This window comes from Amycolatopsis sp. NPDC102522, from assembly GCF_055584485.1.
Genome location: NZ_JBVJLY010000001.1, coordinates 364,187 through 378,514 on the forward strand (window position 1 = coordinate 364,187; position 14,328 = coordinate 378,514).

The following is a 14,328-nucleotide window of genomic DNA, read 5'->3' on the forward strand; positions in this document are numbered from 1 at the left end:
CACCGAGACCCGGCAGCGTGACGAATCCGGGTTTGAACCGGCCTTCCACGGGTCACCCTGCGCTCGGAACGGGGCGATTCCCGTTGCCGCGTCAAGCAGTCGGCGCCGCGTCGCGACGAGACGGCAAGGGGCGAGAGCATGGAATCGGAACTCGGCGAAGCGGTGGTCCGGGGATTGCACCGTTACGTACGGCTCGTGATCGAGGAACTGAGGCTGAGCGGAAACGCCTACTACGCCCAGTTCGACCCGACCGTCGGCGCGTACATCGCCTTGGACCGGCGACTACCCGGCCAGTCCGAGTGCGATGTCGCCTTGGTGTGGAACGAAAACACAGGGTGGGCCCTCGCTCTCGAAACCGACAGCCGGGAACATCTGCTCGTGGTCGACCGCCTGAGTGACGAGATCCTTCCGCCTCCCCGGGTGGTGGCCGCCTTCGCGCGAGATGCCTACGCGGGGGAACCCATGGGGGATGAAGACGATGCCCCGCCGCCGGTTTGCGACGACCTCGCCGAGCGACTGGCCGAGTACGCCTCCGCCACCCTCCCGACCTAGGTCAGTTCCCGGAGCGCGTCCGCCAGCAGCGGGTACACCGGGACGCGCAGGTCGAGGTCGAACAGCCGGATGATCCGCCGGATCGGGGCGGAGTCCGCCACCAGGCCGATCCGGCGGCGCTCGGCTGCCGCCCTGGCCGCCGCGATCTTCACGACCCGCAGGCCGGCGGCACCGAGAAAGGTGACCCGCGACAGGTCGAGCACCGTGGCGGCGGGCAGAGGCTGGGCCAGGTTCCGCTGAAGCGCGGGCGCGGTGTGCGTGTCGAGCTCGCCGGACACGTTGAGGATCAGCAGGTCGGTAGTCACGGTGTGCTCCCAGACCCGCGCCGGCGAGGCTCCGAGAGGCCGGGCGTGGAAACCCAGCCCCTCGGCGGATTCTTCGACGAGAGCGGACCGACCGTCGGCACGGTGGGGCGAGTAGGACGAAGTCATCGGTGGTCTCCCGGTGATCGGGACGACACGGCCGTCAAGCAAGGCCCGCGCTGTGTGCACGGAAGGAAAACTCGCGGATACGCGTCGCCAGGCCGCACGTTGACCCGAGGACGGGCACTGCGGCGGGCATTGGCGTCGTGCACGCGAAGCTGCGGACTGAACCCCACGTGGCTCCCACCGTACGCCGGTCGGCGGATCTTCACAGAAGACGCGGGCCGAGATGTTTACGAACCGCATGTCGCGAGGTATTTCACCGCCGGCGCTCGGGACGCCACCGCGTCCCGAGACCGACCTTGCGTTGTGAAAGGCGACGAAGGAGGCTGCAGTGCCCAGCTCTGAGGGTCTCGTGGACAACAGCGTGAGCGCGATACTCGGTTCGATCGCGCGCACGCTGCAAGCCGAACCCGACGTCGAAACGACTCTCGCGGCGATAGTGAAGGCCGCCGTGGACTATGTGCCCGGAGCGGAATACGCCGGGATCTCCCTGGTCGAACGCCGTCGCGGGATCCGGACGGTCGCGCCCACCGATCAAGTGGTGGCCACCATCGACGAGGTGCAGTACCGGACCGGACAGGGCCCGTGCATCGACGCGATCGCGGAGCACGAGATCCATCGCACCGGCGACCTCACCACCGAAGCCCGCTGGCCGGCGTTCACCCCGGCCGCCGCCGAGACCGGGGTCCGCTCGATGCTCTCCTACCGGCTGTTCGTCAGCGAATACACGCTCGGTGCCTTGAACCTCTACTCACGCGGCATCGACGCGTTCGACGATCAGACCCAGCGGGAAGGCGACGTGTTCGCCTCCCACGCCGCGATCGCCCTCATCGGCGCCCAGACCGAGGCCCACCTCAACGCCGCTCTCGAGCACCGGGACACGATCGGGACGGCCAAGGGAATCCTGATGAACCGCCACCGGATCGGGCCCGTCGAGGCGTTCCGGTTACTCGTCGAAGCCTCGCAGGCGGCCAACCTGAAACTGCACGAGGTCGCCGCCTGGCTCGTCGAGCATCACCTCGACGTGTGAACGAGCGCGAATCCGACGACGACATCGCGTGTGATGTCACTCGCTTCGGGTACCAGATGGACGGTGGCCGGCTTGTTGAGCAGACAGCGGTCGGCCACCGCCGCCACTCACGCCGGAACAGGAGAACGTCGTGACCGAGGTCAGCCGCGTCGTCGAAGTGCCCCCGGAGGCCGTGTTCGCCGTACTCGCGGACGGCTGGCTCTACTCGGGATGGGTGGTGGGGAGTTCGCACATCCGCGACGTCGACGAAGACTGGCCCGCCGTCGGCTCCCGCATTCATCACAGCGTCGGGCCGTGGCCGATGCACATCCAGGACGTCACCGTGGTGAAGGCCGTGGAACCCGGCACTTTCCTTTCGCTCGAAGCAAAGGGCTGGCCACTCGGCGCGGCGGAGGTGGGCCTCACCCTGACCCCTCATGGTGAGGGGAGGACACGGATCCGGATGACGGAAAGCATCGTGCGCGGTCCCGGCAAGGTGCTCCCGGAGGCCGTGCAGGCGCTCATCGCCACACCCCGTAACAAAGAAGCTCTGGCCAGGCTCGCCGACCTGGCGACCGGGAAGTACGCGAACCGGAAGAGCGCTCAGTCGTAGACCGCCCGGTTCGCGGCCCGGATCACCGCCGCGTAGCCCGCGCCGAGCACGCCGCCCCTGGCCAGCGCGGCACGCGCCGCGTTGGCTCCGGGCCCGCCGTGGACGGCCCCGCCGGGATGGGCCGAGGCACCCGCGAGGAACAGGCGGTCCACCGGGGTGTCGGCCCTGCCGAGGCCGGGCACCGGACGGAAGAACAACTGCTGGTGGATTGCCGTGGTACCACCGTTGATCGCGCCGCCCACCAGACCGGGATTGTGTCCCGCCAGTTCGAGGGGTCCCTGGACGTACCGGCTCCGGATCAGATCGGTGAACCCCGGCGCGTTCTTCTCGACGGTCCTCTCGATCCGCGCGACCTGCCGGTCCAACACCGTCCGATCCTCCATCACCCCACGCGGGACATGGGTGTAGGCCCACGCCGATTCGGTGCCCGGTGGCGACCGATCCGGGTCGCTCGTCGTCATCTGGCCGAACAGCAGGAACGGGTCCCGCGGGCTCCGTCCCCGGACCAGGTCGCCACCGAACGCCGAGAGACCGTCCAGATCGGCGCCGAGGTGGATCGTGCCCGCCTCACGGGCGCCTTCGGCCGTCCAGGGAACCGGGCCGGAAAGCGCCCAATCCACCTTCACCGTGGCGCTGTCCCACTGGAACCTGTCGAGGTCGTCGAGCAGCCGGGACGGCAGCCATTCCGGACCGACCATCCCGCCGTACAGCGTCGGAGCGGGCACGTCCGCGAGCACCGCCTTGCGGGCCCGGACCAGGTCACCCGCACCGGTGCGCACGCCCATGGCGCGACCGTCGGCGACGAGTACTTCCGTTACCGGGCAACGGCATCGCAGCTGCCCGCCGCGGGCGACGAGCCGTCGTACCAGCGCGGCGGTCAACTCCCCCGCCCCGCCGACCGGGACGGGAAAGCCCTCGTCCTGGCCGATCATCGCGAGCAGCCAGCCGAAGACCGCGCTACCCGCGTTGTCCACGGAAAGGTCACTGTGCGCGGCGTTCCCCGCCAGCAGCAGCCTCGCCCCTTCACCGGCGAAATGCTCCTCGCCGAAGCGGCGCGCGGGCAGGGTGAGCATCCGCGCCAGGCGAAGCGCGTCCGCGGTACCCGTGCGGCGCAGCAGCCGCACCGCCGGCCGGACCGGCGGGAACGGGGTGAACAACGCGTCCAGCAAGGGCTCACGGATGTCCTGCCATTGGGCGAACAGGCTTCGCCAGGCCGCGCCGTCACCCGGTGCGAAGTCACGGACGGATTCGGCCGTCCGTTCGATGTCCCGTGACAGGACCACGCAGCGGTCGTCCGGCAAGACGTGGGCGAGCACTTCGGGCGCGTGCCGCCAGCGCAGGCCGTGGTCCTCGAGGCCCAGCCGCCGGATGACCGGCGACACCGCGGTGAGCGGGAAGAAGGCACTGCAGAGGTCGTTGCGGAAGCCGGGTTCGGTGACCTCGTCCGTCCTCACCGCGCCGCCGGGTTTCTCCGCCTGTTCCAGCACCAGGACCGACCATCCGGCGTCCGCCAGGACGTTCGCCGCCACCAGGCCGTTGTGCCCGGCGCCGATGACGACGGCATCGAAGACTTCCGTGCTCACTGGTCTCCTCCGTTGGTCAGGACTGGGACCGATGGCTCGGCCGGGCGCGGGCGAGCGAGCGGAGCCGGGGCAGGAATCCGTCACTGCGTGGCGGGGCGAGCGGCGGGCTCGCCTCACCCGCTTCGGCCCGGAGCCCGGCGACCAGGTCCGCGACTACCTGCGCGGCGTCGTACCGAGGTCGCCAGCCCAGCGCGGTCTCGGCGAGCGCGGTGTCCACGAGAGGCGCGCTGTCGGCGAGATCCAGCCAGCCGGGATGCAGAGGCAGGACACCCGTGCGCCAAGCGGCGTACACGGCGGCGCGGACGAGCGGACGGGGCGCCGGGACACGGATCCCACCGAGCAGCCCGGCCAGCGCGTCGGCGTCGAGGACCCCGGGCGCGGCCAGGTTCACCGCGCCGGTGAAACCACTTTCGAGCACGAGCCGGATGGCTTCGGCGACATCGGCGCTGTGCACCGCCTGGGCCCGCAGGTCCGTCCACAGTGGAATGGGCAGCCACCGGTCGCCGACCATCCGAGCGGGCAGCGCCGGACCGAGCAGCCAACGCTGGAACTCCCCCGCCGCCCGCCGCTGCAGGATCGCGCACGGCCGCAACCGGGCCACCCCGACCTCCGGATGGTTCTCCTCGAACCGGTCGAGCAAGGTTTCGAGGGCGGCCTTGCCGCGACTGTAGGCGCTGGTCTCGATGCCGTCGCACGGCCAGTCCTCGGCGACCTTCTCCCAGCGCGGCGCGGGAGTGTAGGCCGCGACCGACGAGAGGACCACCACCCGGGGGACCCGGGCCGCCACCACCGCGTCGAGCACATGACGGGTCCCGTGGTCGTTGGTGTGCCACATCGGCGGCTCACCTCGTTCCGGCGAAATCGCCCACGCGAGGTGGACGACCGCATCCGCGCCCTCCAGCAGGACGGCCAGCTTGCTCCCGGCATCGGGTTCGCCGAGGTCCTGCGCGCACCAGCTCGCCGCGCGATACCGCGCGGCGGTGGTGTCAGGCAGTCTCCTGGCCACGCCGACCAGCTCGTCGCCGCCGGATCCGAGGACGTCGAGCAGGGCTGTTCCCACATTCCCGGTGGCACCGGTGATCACGATCCGCACCCCGACCGCTTACCCCGGCTGTCTCCGGCGGAAACCCCGCCGCCCGGACAGTGCCGGTTAGGCGCCGAGGCGACTGTAGAGGCGTGCGGCGAGGCTGGCGGCGAGCTGGTTGAGATGTCCGGTGGGGTTGTGGAGGGCGTACTGGCCCAGCAGTTCCGCCATGACATGGGCCTCGGTCTCCGACATCAGCGCGACGCAGCGGTCGCGGCGGCCTTGCTCGGCCAGGCGTCTGAGGGCGTCGACGTATTCCTGCTGGTCGCGAACCCCGGTCAGGCCGAACGGGTCCTGCCGTGCGGTCGAGTCGGTCATTCCGGCCTTCCCTTTCGAGTGATGTCGTCCGTCGCCGCCCCCGCAGTGACCTGCGGATCTGCCGCGCCGGCGTTCCTCCACGCCGACACAGGAGCAAATCTATGGTGGTGGGGGTAGACATTCAACCTCGGGTGTGTGTACTGTTCTCCTCATACCGAGAGAGACAACGTCAAGCAGGCGTGGGAGATGACGCAACTACCCGCGAAGTGAGACAAGGCGGTCAGGCAGGACGAAGCCAATCGGTGAACAGGTTTCGACTGGTGACCGGAGAAGTACCGGGATCGAGAAGTGAAGACGCAAGCAGCAAAAGCCGATCCCGGCGAAGTGACGCAGTAGCAGTAGACGCAGTACGCAGTTGCAAGTCAGCAAGTAGTAGTTGCACAAGCAGTAGAAGTGGCAAGTCAGCAAGTGCAGTACCGGTCAGGCGCCAGGAGCCGATCTTCGACGGGGCTCCGAGCGGTGACCAGCGGCATGACGCGTGCTGGGACCGATCAGTGAAAGGGTTCCAGCCGGTCATGTCCTCGCGAATCGCAGTACATGCAGTACCCGGCAAGAGAAAACGGTAAGAGAAACACAGGATAGAAGGGAACGGGAACATCATTGGATCGCCCGCGGCGGCTTGCAGTAGTGCCGCGCGGGTGCCGCAGGCCCATCGGATTGGAAGGTGGTTCTCGGTTACGAACAAGCGATCTCCGCATCGTCCGCCTCTCGGACGGACACCGCGGATGCAGGACTCCGGCTTCATCGCCGGTAGACAATGGTGAAGACCCAACCCCTGGGACCCCGGTCGCCACGCGTGGCGGCCGGGGTCCCTTGTGATGTGGAGGTGGAATGATTCCTGACCAACGCGAGACCCCCGCCGCGATTTCAGGCGGGGCCGACAAATTCGACGACGACCATTACCCCGCGTACACGATGGGCCGCGCCGCGGACATGCTGGGTGCCACCCAGAACTTCTTGCGCAGCCTCGACGAAGCCGGCCTGATCACCCCGCAGCGCTCGGCAGGCGGACACCGCCGCTACTCCCGGCACCAGCTGCGCATCGCCGCCCGCGCACGGGAAATGGTCGACCAGGGCACCGCCATCGACGCCGCCTGCCGCATCGTCTCCCTCGAAGACCAGCTCCACGAATCCGAGCGCCAGAACAACGAACTCCGCGCCACCGAATAAGCCGTCAGGTCAGGGTTTGCCGCCGTACCTCGCGGCACACCCTGCTTCCGGTGGCAGGTCCCGTTTCGCGGGCTACGTGGCGTGGTCGTCCAGTTGCAGGCGACGAGAGACTACGTCGCGGGCAAGGTCGGTCACCGAACGGTCGTCGCGGAAGGCATGGGCGCGCAGCCGGGCGAGTGCCTGATCGGGCGGGAGGGCAAGGGCGACGGCGAGCAGGCCCGCGGCTTGCCGAACTTCCTCTCGGTAGCGGCCGAGGCCCTCGCCGCGACCGGATTCACTCGTGACCGAGCTCGCCGCGCTCCGCAGTACCAGGGGCGACAGCCCGTCCCGGACGCGATGGAAATCGCGTGATTCCGATGCGGTCAAGGCGCCGGGCATGGCCCGGTAACCGGTGATGACTCCGAACGTGCCGTCGTGGACTCGAAGCGGGGCGGCGATGACGGCACGGGCCGGAGACCGCATCGCGGCAGGCAGGAACAACGGCCAGCGGGCCTGATCGGTGGCGGCCAGATCGGGTTCGGAAACCGTGTAGCCCTCCCGGGCGGCTTCCAGGGTGGGACCGTCACCGAGGGTGTACTGAAGACTGTCCAGCTCGGGCCCTGGCCCGTCGGCAGGGTCGCACCACACCAGTTCCGGGGTTCCGGCACCGCTGATCAGGTCGACGGTGAGGGCATCCAGGCCGAGAAGCACAGCGATGCGCAGAGAAGTGACGGCGCCGAGGTGCTGCCCCTCGGAGGCCGCGCGGTGCAGGCGAGCGAGAACGGTCTCGAAGTCATCGGGCGGTGTCATACCGCCACCACGAGATCTGCCACCTCGGGCATCGCCTCGGCGGCGGCGAAGTAGCGTTGAGAGTTGTGCAATCGAAGTCACCCGTCGAGTGGATTCCTCGACCGCGGTGGCGAACATCCAGCCACCGGCGAGCCAAGGAACGGTTACCCCGCGGAGGGGCACGTCACGCCCGCTGGCAGGTTCTCGGCTCGCCTCGTTCTGGGTGGCCCGCCCGAGGCCACAATCCGACCGGTTCCACACAGTCTGAACGACCTCACGATACGTAATCCAGTGTAGCGCTGCCGGAAAAGGGTGAACGCGGCCGGTCCGATGCCGGTGATCGGCTCGCTCCGCTCAGCTCGCACCACTGCCCGCACCGGAGTCCGCAGGGCCTTCTGCTTCGTTGCCCGTAGTGGTGGGAATGTCGTCGCCGTTCAGGCTCACGTCGGTTCCTTCGGATGGTCCGACCGGTCGCCGGAGAAACCATCGCGCGGCTACCCGCTAGAAGGCCGGTACAAACCTGATTCACCGAACACGAACGGGTTTCGGTGGCGAACCTCATGTCTTGCCACCGTGGAGGTTTCGCCGGGCGCGGGGCGGGGCAAAGTGCAGTCAACGGTCCCCAACGCCAGGCCGGTTCGTTCCGGTCACAGGAAAAGAGAGAGTCATCGTGATCATTCTCGGAATCATCATCCTCGTCATCGGCCTGATCGTCGGCATTCCTGTGCTGACCACGATCGGCGCGGTGGTCGCGGTCGTGGGCGTCGTTCTCGCGATTCTCGGCGGAACCGGACGCAAGGTCGGCGGCCGCGCTCATTGGTTCTGAGCGACACCTTTCCGAAAAGCGGTCTCGGTCCACTTCGGACCGAGACCGCTTTTCGCGTGACCCGTGCGCCGGAGGCCAATTCCATTTCTCCCGCAACGAAAGCGGTCCAGATGGCCTAGCGGCTCTACCCCGAAAGGGACAGACCACTTCACGCGTCGACGAGGCACTGCGGCTGACCGGAGCGTCGCCGACTGGCGGCGATCGCGATCTCTGACAAGATCGATTCCAGTCGCCGATCGGGGCGGCGAGAAGATGGGGCCGGGCTACCCGGGCCGTGCCGCGCGCCCGGCCTCATCCACGGATAGCGACCCCAGGAACGCCTTCCGCACCGGATGCGGCTCACCCTCCGCGCCAGGCCCGCGACCCTGGTCACAGCCCTTTTCGCGCTGAACTCTCGGCCGTCATCCGGGGACTCCGTTCCGGTCGCGGCCCGCCCTCGTGGAAACGAGCCAAAGCATGCCGGCCATCGTGAGGACGAGGCCCGCTATCGCCCACCAGGACCACCAGGTGAAGAACGTGACGACAGGCCCGACGGCGAGCAAGGTGCCTACGCCCACTTCCACGACTTCGGAAGACGGTGGGACGGTGGCTCTCGGCGTCATGGTGGCTCTCCGGTTTTCGCACGTTCGGGTAGGACGAGCCGGATACCCCGTTCCGGGCCCTCGTACACATCGGATCGATCATCACTCTTTTCGGGGAAATGTAAGGAAAAGCGCACGCTTAGGCGCCATGAAGGCGGGGTATCTGCGGCGTACCACTACTTTCGGCAAGGAGACCCGATGCCCCCGAAACGTCGAGGCGAGCAGGCAGAGCCGACCGAGCCGCGTCCCGCGGCGGGCCGTGAAGGCCATGGCCAGCGCGGAAAGTATTTGACGACGGCTCAAGGGGTCCGCCTGCCGGACACCGATCATTCCCTCAAGGCCGGTCCGCGGGGGCCATCCTTGATGGAGGATTTCCACCTCCGCGAGAAGATCACGCACTTCGACCACGAGCGGATCCCGGAGCGGGTGGTCCACGCGCGAGGCGCCGCCGCGCACGGCACTTTCCGTGCTTACGGGAACGCGTCCTCGGTGACCAAGGCCGGCTTCCTCCGGAAGGGGCGCGAGACTCCGGTCTTCGTGCGGTTCTCGACGGTGCTGGGCTCTCGCGGTTCGGCGGACACTGTCCGCGACGTCCGCGGCTTCGCGGTGAAGTTCTACACGGACGAGGGGAACTTCGACCTGGTCGGCAACAACATGCCGGTGTTCTTCATCCAGGACGGCATCAAATTCCCCGACGTCATCCACGCCGGCAAGCCGCACCCGGACACGCAGATCCAGGCGCTGGAGCGGCTGATGGGCTGACCGCTGTCGCTGCGCTCCACTCATCGCGTGGAGTTGACGTTGGCCGGTGAGGCGCTGCTCGGCGCCGCTGTGCCCCTGCTGGCCGACCTCGACGACGCCGTTGCCCTGACCCGGTCGGCCGGCGGCGAGGTCGCCGCCCGTGTCGCGCAGCTGTGGGACTCGGTCGCCGAGGGCGGCAAGCCCGGCCTGCCGCAGATGCGGGAGGCCTACGAGGCGCTCAACGACCAGTTCCCGGTCCCGGAAGGCACTCGTGTGCGGCCCGTGCAGGCCGGCGGCGTGTCCGCGCTGGCCGTGTCGGCCGGCACTGACGGTCCGTCGACCCTGCTGCACCTGCACGGCGGCGGATACATCTCGGGCTCGGCCATCGGCTACCGCCCGCTGGCCGGCGCGTTGGCCGCCGCGACCGGGGCGGGCCGTCCTGCTGTGCCCGTCGGTCAACGTCGTGGACCCACCCGACGGGACGCCGGTGGCGCGGTGGCTTTCGCTCTATGTCGGCGATCACCCGCACACCGATCCGTTGCTGAACGTCTTCGAGGCCGACCTGTCCGGTCTGCCGCCGCTGCTCGTGCAGTCCGGCACCGGCGACATGGTGCTGCCCGAGACCCGCCGCTTCGTCGATCACGCCGCCGCGCACGGCGTCGACGTCCGGCTCGACCTCTACCCGGTGGGCACGCACGTGTTCCACCTGTTCTGGTCGTTCCTGCCCGAAGCCGCCACCGCCCTCGACCAGATCGCCGGCTTCTTGCTCGAACCCGCGGCCGACACCACGGCCGAAGCCGGCTGACAGCCGAATCAACGGGATATCGACCGCGAAACAACAGCGGCTTTCGACGTCGTCGGAGAGCCTTGCGGGAGTCGCGATTCCCGGCGCTGAAACGATGGGTGATCGGCGACACTCGAAGACTGATGCTTTTCGAGAAGTCTGCCCCCCGACAAAAAGGACGCGATTCACCAACTTCGGGTCCGTCGGGAAATATTCTCCAGCAGACCGAGATCCACTCTATCGGTTGATGCGCCGTCACACCGATGGACCAGTCACGAACTCGGCGGTAATGAGTACGCTATTGCCTCAAGCCGAACGAGCTGCGCGGTGACGGCACCACCATTTCCGAGTCGATCGGTACGCCGCGGAGCAGACCGAGAAGATCATGCCCGGCATCCGGGACATCGGGGCAACCGTCGCGGTCCGCTACCACGAGGTCGAGGTATTCTACGAGGACTTCACGATGATCGAGCTGGGACAGGCCGGCCACGCATTGCGGTAGATCGGGGCGGGAAAGCCGATATTTCGGAAATCCTCGAAATTGATTCGCATATCCACGGCGGCGTCGCCAAGAAGATCCGCTAGGCATCACCCGGTGGTGAGTCTGCCGTACCCTGGCCGATCTCGGACGAAAAGCGGAATCGGCGAAAGCGGCCGGTCGAGAACACGGAGATCAAGGGGTCGAGCGTCATGACCAGGCCACTACCTTCCGGCGAACAGGAGCGGCCCACCCGAACGCAGCCTCTGGCGTCGCGGCGGGAACGCGTCAAGGTCGCGCGAAAATGGGCCTATCTCGTCAGTAGCACCACCTACGTGCCCTTGTCGCACGACCGGCTCGAACGAGAGTTGCTCGGCCTGCTCGATCGGCTGCTCGAGGCGGTGGCCGGGGACAGGCCCGCCATCGAGAGCGCGGCGGAGGTCGGCGCCGAACTCGTCCGGATGCACTGTGTCGGCAAGACGAGCCTGCAGTGCACGGTGGACGTGCTCGCCGCCGCCTTGCTGGCGCCGTCGGATTCACGCTCCGCCGATCGGTTTCCGGAGCACGTCGCCAGGTTGCTCGGTGCGCTGGCGTCCGGTTACGTGGAGGCGATCCGTTCCGCGACCGTCGAGCAGCGGGGCACGAGTGACCAGGCGTTGCTCAACGCGGTCCGGGAGTCGCAGCGCGAGTGGCGGGCCAGTGAGGCTCAACTGGACGAGATCTTCCTCGGTTCGCCGAGCGGGATCGCGGTCACCGGGCCCGATGGGCGGCTCGTCCGCACGAATCCCGCCCTGCACCGGATACTGGACCGGGAGTCGAGCGAGGTCGCGGGCCGCGTCCTGGTCGAGTTCGTGCACGAGGCGGATCGGCCGCTCCTGCTGGAGGGCTACCGCGATCTCCGGGACGGCAAGGTCGACCGGCTGCGATCGCGCCCGCGCTTCGTCACCAAGGACGGCGACCTGTTCCAGGCCACGCTGACCGCTTCGCTTTTGCGCGGTTCGCACGGCTACGTCACGATCGTGGCCGACGACGCGGAGCTGAAGCTCCTGCAGAACCAGCTTCGACACCAGTTGTTGCACGACATGCTCACCGGGCTGCCGAACCGGCAGTTCTTCAGCTCACACCTTGAGCATGTGCTGCACCAGCCGAATCCGGCGACGTTGTACCACGTGGATCTCGACGGGTTCTCGTTGGTCACCGATGGTCTCGGCAGGAGCGCGGGAGACAGCCTGCTGCGGATCGCCGCGGACCGGCTCAGATCCGTGGTGGCGGGCGAGAACGCGATGGTCGCAAGGTTCGAGAGTGACAAGTTCGGCATTCTGCTGGAGAACTCGGCGAGCACGCCGGACGTCCTCACGATGATCGAGCGGATCAACGAGACGCTGTCGGAGCCGGTCTACATCGACGAGAAGGGCCTGGCGGTGACGGCGTGTTTCGGCGTGGTCGAAGACCTTTCCCGCACCGTCGAACCAGCCGAGTTGTTGCGTTCGGCGGACCTGGCGATGCGGCGGGCCAAGAGCAAGGGGCCTGGCCGGTGGGAACGGTACGACCCGGTATGGGACAGCCAAGCCAGGGAGGCCATCGGCCTGGTGGCCACCATGCCCGGCGCCTGGGAGAACGGCGAGCTGGGCATCGGCTACGAGCCACTGGTACGGCTGGCCGACGGCGAGATCGTCGGGGCCGAGGCGCAGCTGAGGTGGGAACATCCCGAGCTGGGGCTGCTGCCGAGGGAACGGTACCTCGGGCTCGCCGAGCGCACCGCGCTGACCGGCGCGCTCGGCGCGTGGCTGGTCGAGCGTGGCTGGACGGACAAGGCCGCGGGCGGCGGCGCGGACATGCCGCTGGTGGTACCACTGACACCGAACCAGCTGGCCGATCCTCGGCTGGCCGGGACGATCCGGGGAGTTCTCGACAGCGCCGCGCAGACCGGTTGTGGCTCGGCCTGCCGACCGGGGCACTGCTCGTAGCCGGGCACGAGCTTGTCGACAACGCGCGCGTGCTCGCCGCCCTGGGGATCGGAGTGGTGCTGCTCGACTTCGGCGTGACGCCAGGCGAGCTGGCGTTGGTTGAAGACCTCCCGGTACGCGCCGTACGACTCGACTCTCGTCTCGTGTGGCATGCCGTCGATGAGGACTCGATCGCCGTCGCCGGGGCGAGGACGATGATCGCACTGGTTCGTCAAGCCGGGATCACCGTGCTCGCCGGTGATCTCGAAACCAGCGCGCAGGCACGGTGGTGGCAGCGGGCGGGAGTCGAGCTGGGAATGGGCCCGCTGTTCACCGGCGACGAGGGACCGGTGACCGACATCGGATCCCTCATCGGCGGTGGACGAGCCGGTCCGATTCAAGGCTGGTGAGTCTCAGTGTCCTGAGTGGACAGTCGCCTCGGCGGAAGACCGCGCGGGGCGCGGGTCGGTTTGTGGACCGCTCCGGCTTCCCGCTTCAGGGTTTGCGTGCCATTCCGGCGTAGAGGACCTGGTTCAGTGTCGGGTCTTCGGCGATGTCGCCAGGCCCGGCGGGGCGCCAGGTGCCGCACCCGACCAGGCCGGGTTCGAGCAGTTCGAGGTCGCCGAACATGGCGAGCACCTCGTGGTAGGGGCGTGACGTGACCTGGTCGCCGCCCCTTGTCGCGAGCCTGAGGCCTTCCCGAACCTGGTAGGGCAGGTAGTCCTCGGTGATGTGTGTGATTGCCAGGTAGCTTTCGGAAGCCATCGCGTTGACGTAGTGGCGCATGAGGCCACCCGGGTCGGATTCGTCCGGGATCCAGTGCAGCATGCACAGGAACAGCATGCCGATCGGCTCGTCGAGATTCAGCTGCCGACGCAGCTGAGGATCACTGAGGATCCGTGAGGGGTCACGGGCGTCGGCCTTGAGCGCGGTGGCGTGGTCGTTGCCGGCGAGGATCAATCGGCTGTGCGCGACCGCGACGGGGTCGTGGTCCACATACACCACCCGGCATTCCGGGTCGGCGTCCTGTGCGATTTCGTGCACGTTGCCGACGGTCGGCACACCCGAACCGATATCGAGGAACTGGCGGATGCCCTGATCGATCATGAACCGGACAGCCCGTCGGAGGAACGCGCGGTTGAGTCTCGCCACACCCCGGGCGTAGGGCACGACTTGCTCGGCCCGCGTGGCGGCCTCGCGGTCGACGGCGAAGTTGTGGCCGCCGCCCAGCATGTAGTCGTAGATCCGGGCGGCACTGGGCACCGTGTCGTCGGTGCCCGGCGGGACCCATTCCGGCAGTCGCGTCAGTGTCAACACCCCGATCCCATCGCTTTTCCTCGGAGAGCCATCGAGCTTACTCAGCCCGGCATGGTGGTCGGGTCGCGGCTACGCATTCACCTGATCGCGTGCTGTGGGCCGCCGCCGAATGGCGCTAGCGTGTCCTCTTCCC

At 68.1% G+C, this 14,328-nt stretch carries 14 protein-coding genes and 1 pseudogene; 9 read left to right on the plus strand and 6 right to left on the minus strand.

Going from position 1 to position 14,328, the window contains the following annotated elements; translation table 11 throughout:
- Positions 1-138: 138 nt before the first annotated feature.
- Entirely contained in the window at positions 139-552 is a 414-nt protein-coding gene (locus tag ACZ6YV_RS01330; RefSeq protein ID WP_465507770.1) for a DUF6292 family protein, read from the plus strand.
- On the opposite strand, the gene ACZ6YV_RS01335 is transcribed toward ACZ6YV_RS01330, so the two are convergent.
- Entirely contained in the window at positions 549-983 is a 435-nt protein-coding gene (locus tag ACZ6YV_RS01335) for an STAS domain-containing protein (RefSeq protein WP_465507771.1), read from the minus strand. The genes ACZ6YV_RS01330 and ACZ6YV_RS01335 overlap by 4 nt on opposite strands.
- 325 nt (positions 984-1,308) lie before the next feature.
- On the opposite strand from ACZ6YV_RS01335, the gene ACZ6YV_RS01340 reads away from it, so the two are divergent.
- Both ACZ6YV_RS01340 and ACZ6YV_RS01345 read left to right on the plus strand, forming a co-directional pair.
- The gene (locus ACZ6YV_RS01340) at positions 1,309-2,007 is read left to right on the plus strand and encodes a GAF and ANTAR domain-containing protein (protein ID WP_465507772.1); all 699 of its coding nucleotides are present in this window, start codon (positions 1,309-1,311) and stop codon (positions 2,005-2,007) included.
- 130 nt (positions 2,008-2,137) lie between these two features.
- Positions 2,138-2,599 (plus strand): SRPBCC family protein, encoded by a 462-nt coding sequence (locus tag ACZ6YV_RS01345; protein ID WP_465507773.1) that lies wholly within the window; start codon positions 2,138-2,140, stop codon positions 2,597-2,599.
- Here the strand turns inward: ACZ6YV_RS01345 and ACZ6YV_RS01350 are convergent.
- Genes ACZ6YV_RS01350 through ACZ6YV_RS01360 form a run of 3 tightly spaced genes read right to left on the minus strand, consistent with a single transcriptional unit; the run spans position 2,590 to position 5,584 of the window.
- Positions 2,590-4,182, minus strand: a complete 1,593-nt coding sequence (locus tag ACZ6YV_RS01350; protein WP_465507774.1) for a phytoene desaturase family protein — start codon at positions 4,180-4,182, stop codon at positions 2,590-2,592. The two genes, ACZ6YV_RS01345 and ACZ6YV_RS01350, sit on opposite strands and share 10 nt — an antisense overlap.
- Positions 4,183-4,198: 16 nt before the next feature.
- Positions 4,199-5,275 carry an NAD-dependent epimerase/dehydratase family protein gene (locus ACZ6YV_RS01355; RefSeq protein ID WP_465507775.1) on the minus strand — a complete coding sequence of 359 codons (1,077 nt, stop codon included), beginning with the start codon at positions 5,273-5,275 and terminating at the stop codon, positions 4,199-4,201.
- Between the two features lie 57 nt (positions 5,276-5,332).
- The gene (locus ACZ6YV_RS01360; protein WP_465507776.1) at positions 5,333-5,584 is read right to left on the minus strand and encodes a hypothetical protein; all 252 of its coding nucleotides are present in this window, start codon (positions 5,582-5,584) and stop codon (positions 5,333-5,335) included.
- A gap of 831 nt (positions 5,585-6,415) precedes the next feature.
- On the opposite strand from ACZ6YV_RS01360, the gene ACZ6YV_RS01365 reads away from it, so the two are divergent.
- Positions 6,416-6,754 carry a MerR family transcriptional regulator gene (locus tag ACZ6YV_RS01365; RefSeq protein ID WP_465507777.1) on the plus strand — a complete coding sequence of 113 codons (339 nt, stop codon included), beginning with the start codon at positions 6,416-6,418 and terminating at the stop codon, positions 6,752-6,754.
- Between the two features lie 72 nt (positions 6,755-6,826).
- Here the strand turns inward: ACZ6YV_RS01365 and ACZ6YV_RS01370 are convergent, their stop codons facing one another.
- A complete protein-coding gene (locus ACZ6YV_RS01370) occupies positions 6,827-7,543 on the minus strand; it encodes a hypothetical protein (protein WP_465507778.1) in 717 nt (238 codons plus the stop codon).
- 649 nt (positions 7,544-8,192) lie between these two features.
- Here ACZ6YV_RS01370 and ACZ6YV_RS01375 point away from each other — a divergent pair.
- From ACZ6YV_RS01375 to ACZ6YV_RS01395, 5 genes and pseudogenes are all read left to right on the plus strand, one after another.
- The gene (locus ACZ6YV_RS01375) at positions 8,193-8,348 is read left to right on the plus strand and encodes a hypothetical protein (RefSeq protein WP_465507779.1); all 156 of its coding nucleotides are present in this window, start codon (positions 8,193-8,195) and stop codon (positions 8,346-8,348) included.
- Between the two features lie 779 nt (positions 8,349-9,127).
- Positions 9,128-9,664, plus strand: a pseudogene (locus ACZ6YV_RS01380) (catalase); the annotation flags it as partial.
- Between the two features lie 469 nt (positions 9,665-10,133).
- Positions 10,134-10,475 carry an alpha/beta hydrolase gene (locus ACZ6YV_RS01385; RefSeq protein ID WP_465507780.1) on the plus strand — a complete coding sequence of 114 codons (342 nt, stop codon included), beginning with the start codon at positions 10,134-10,136 and terminating at the stop codon, positions 10,473-10,475.
- Positions 10,476-11,144: 669 nt separating this feature from the next.
- Entirely contained in the window at positions 11,145-12,899 is a 1,755-nt protein-coding gene (locus ACZ6YV_RS01390; RefSeq protein WP_465507781.1) for a diguanylate cyclase domain-containing protein, read from the plus strand.
- Positions 12,863-13,288 (plus strand): EAL domain-containing protein, encoded by a 426-nt coding sequence (locus ACZ6YV_RS01395; protein WP_465507782.1) that lies wholly within the window; start codon positions 12,863-12,865, stop codon positions 13,286-13,288. Before ACZ6YV_RS01390 ends, ACZ6YV_RS01395 begins: the two co-directional genes overlap by 37 nt.
- An 85-nt stretch (positions 13,289-13,373) precedes the next feature.
- Here ACZ6YV_RS01395 and ACZ6YV_RS01400 read toward each other — a convergent pair whose 3' ends face one another.
- Positions 13,374-14,195, minus strand: a complete 822-nt coding sequence (locus tag ACZ6YV_RS01400; protein WP_465507783.1) for an SAM-dependent methyltransferase — start codon at positions 14,193-14,195, stop codon at positions 13,374-13,376.
- Positions 14,196-14,328: the final 133 nt, after the last annotated feature.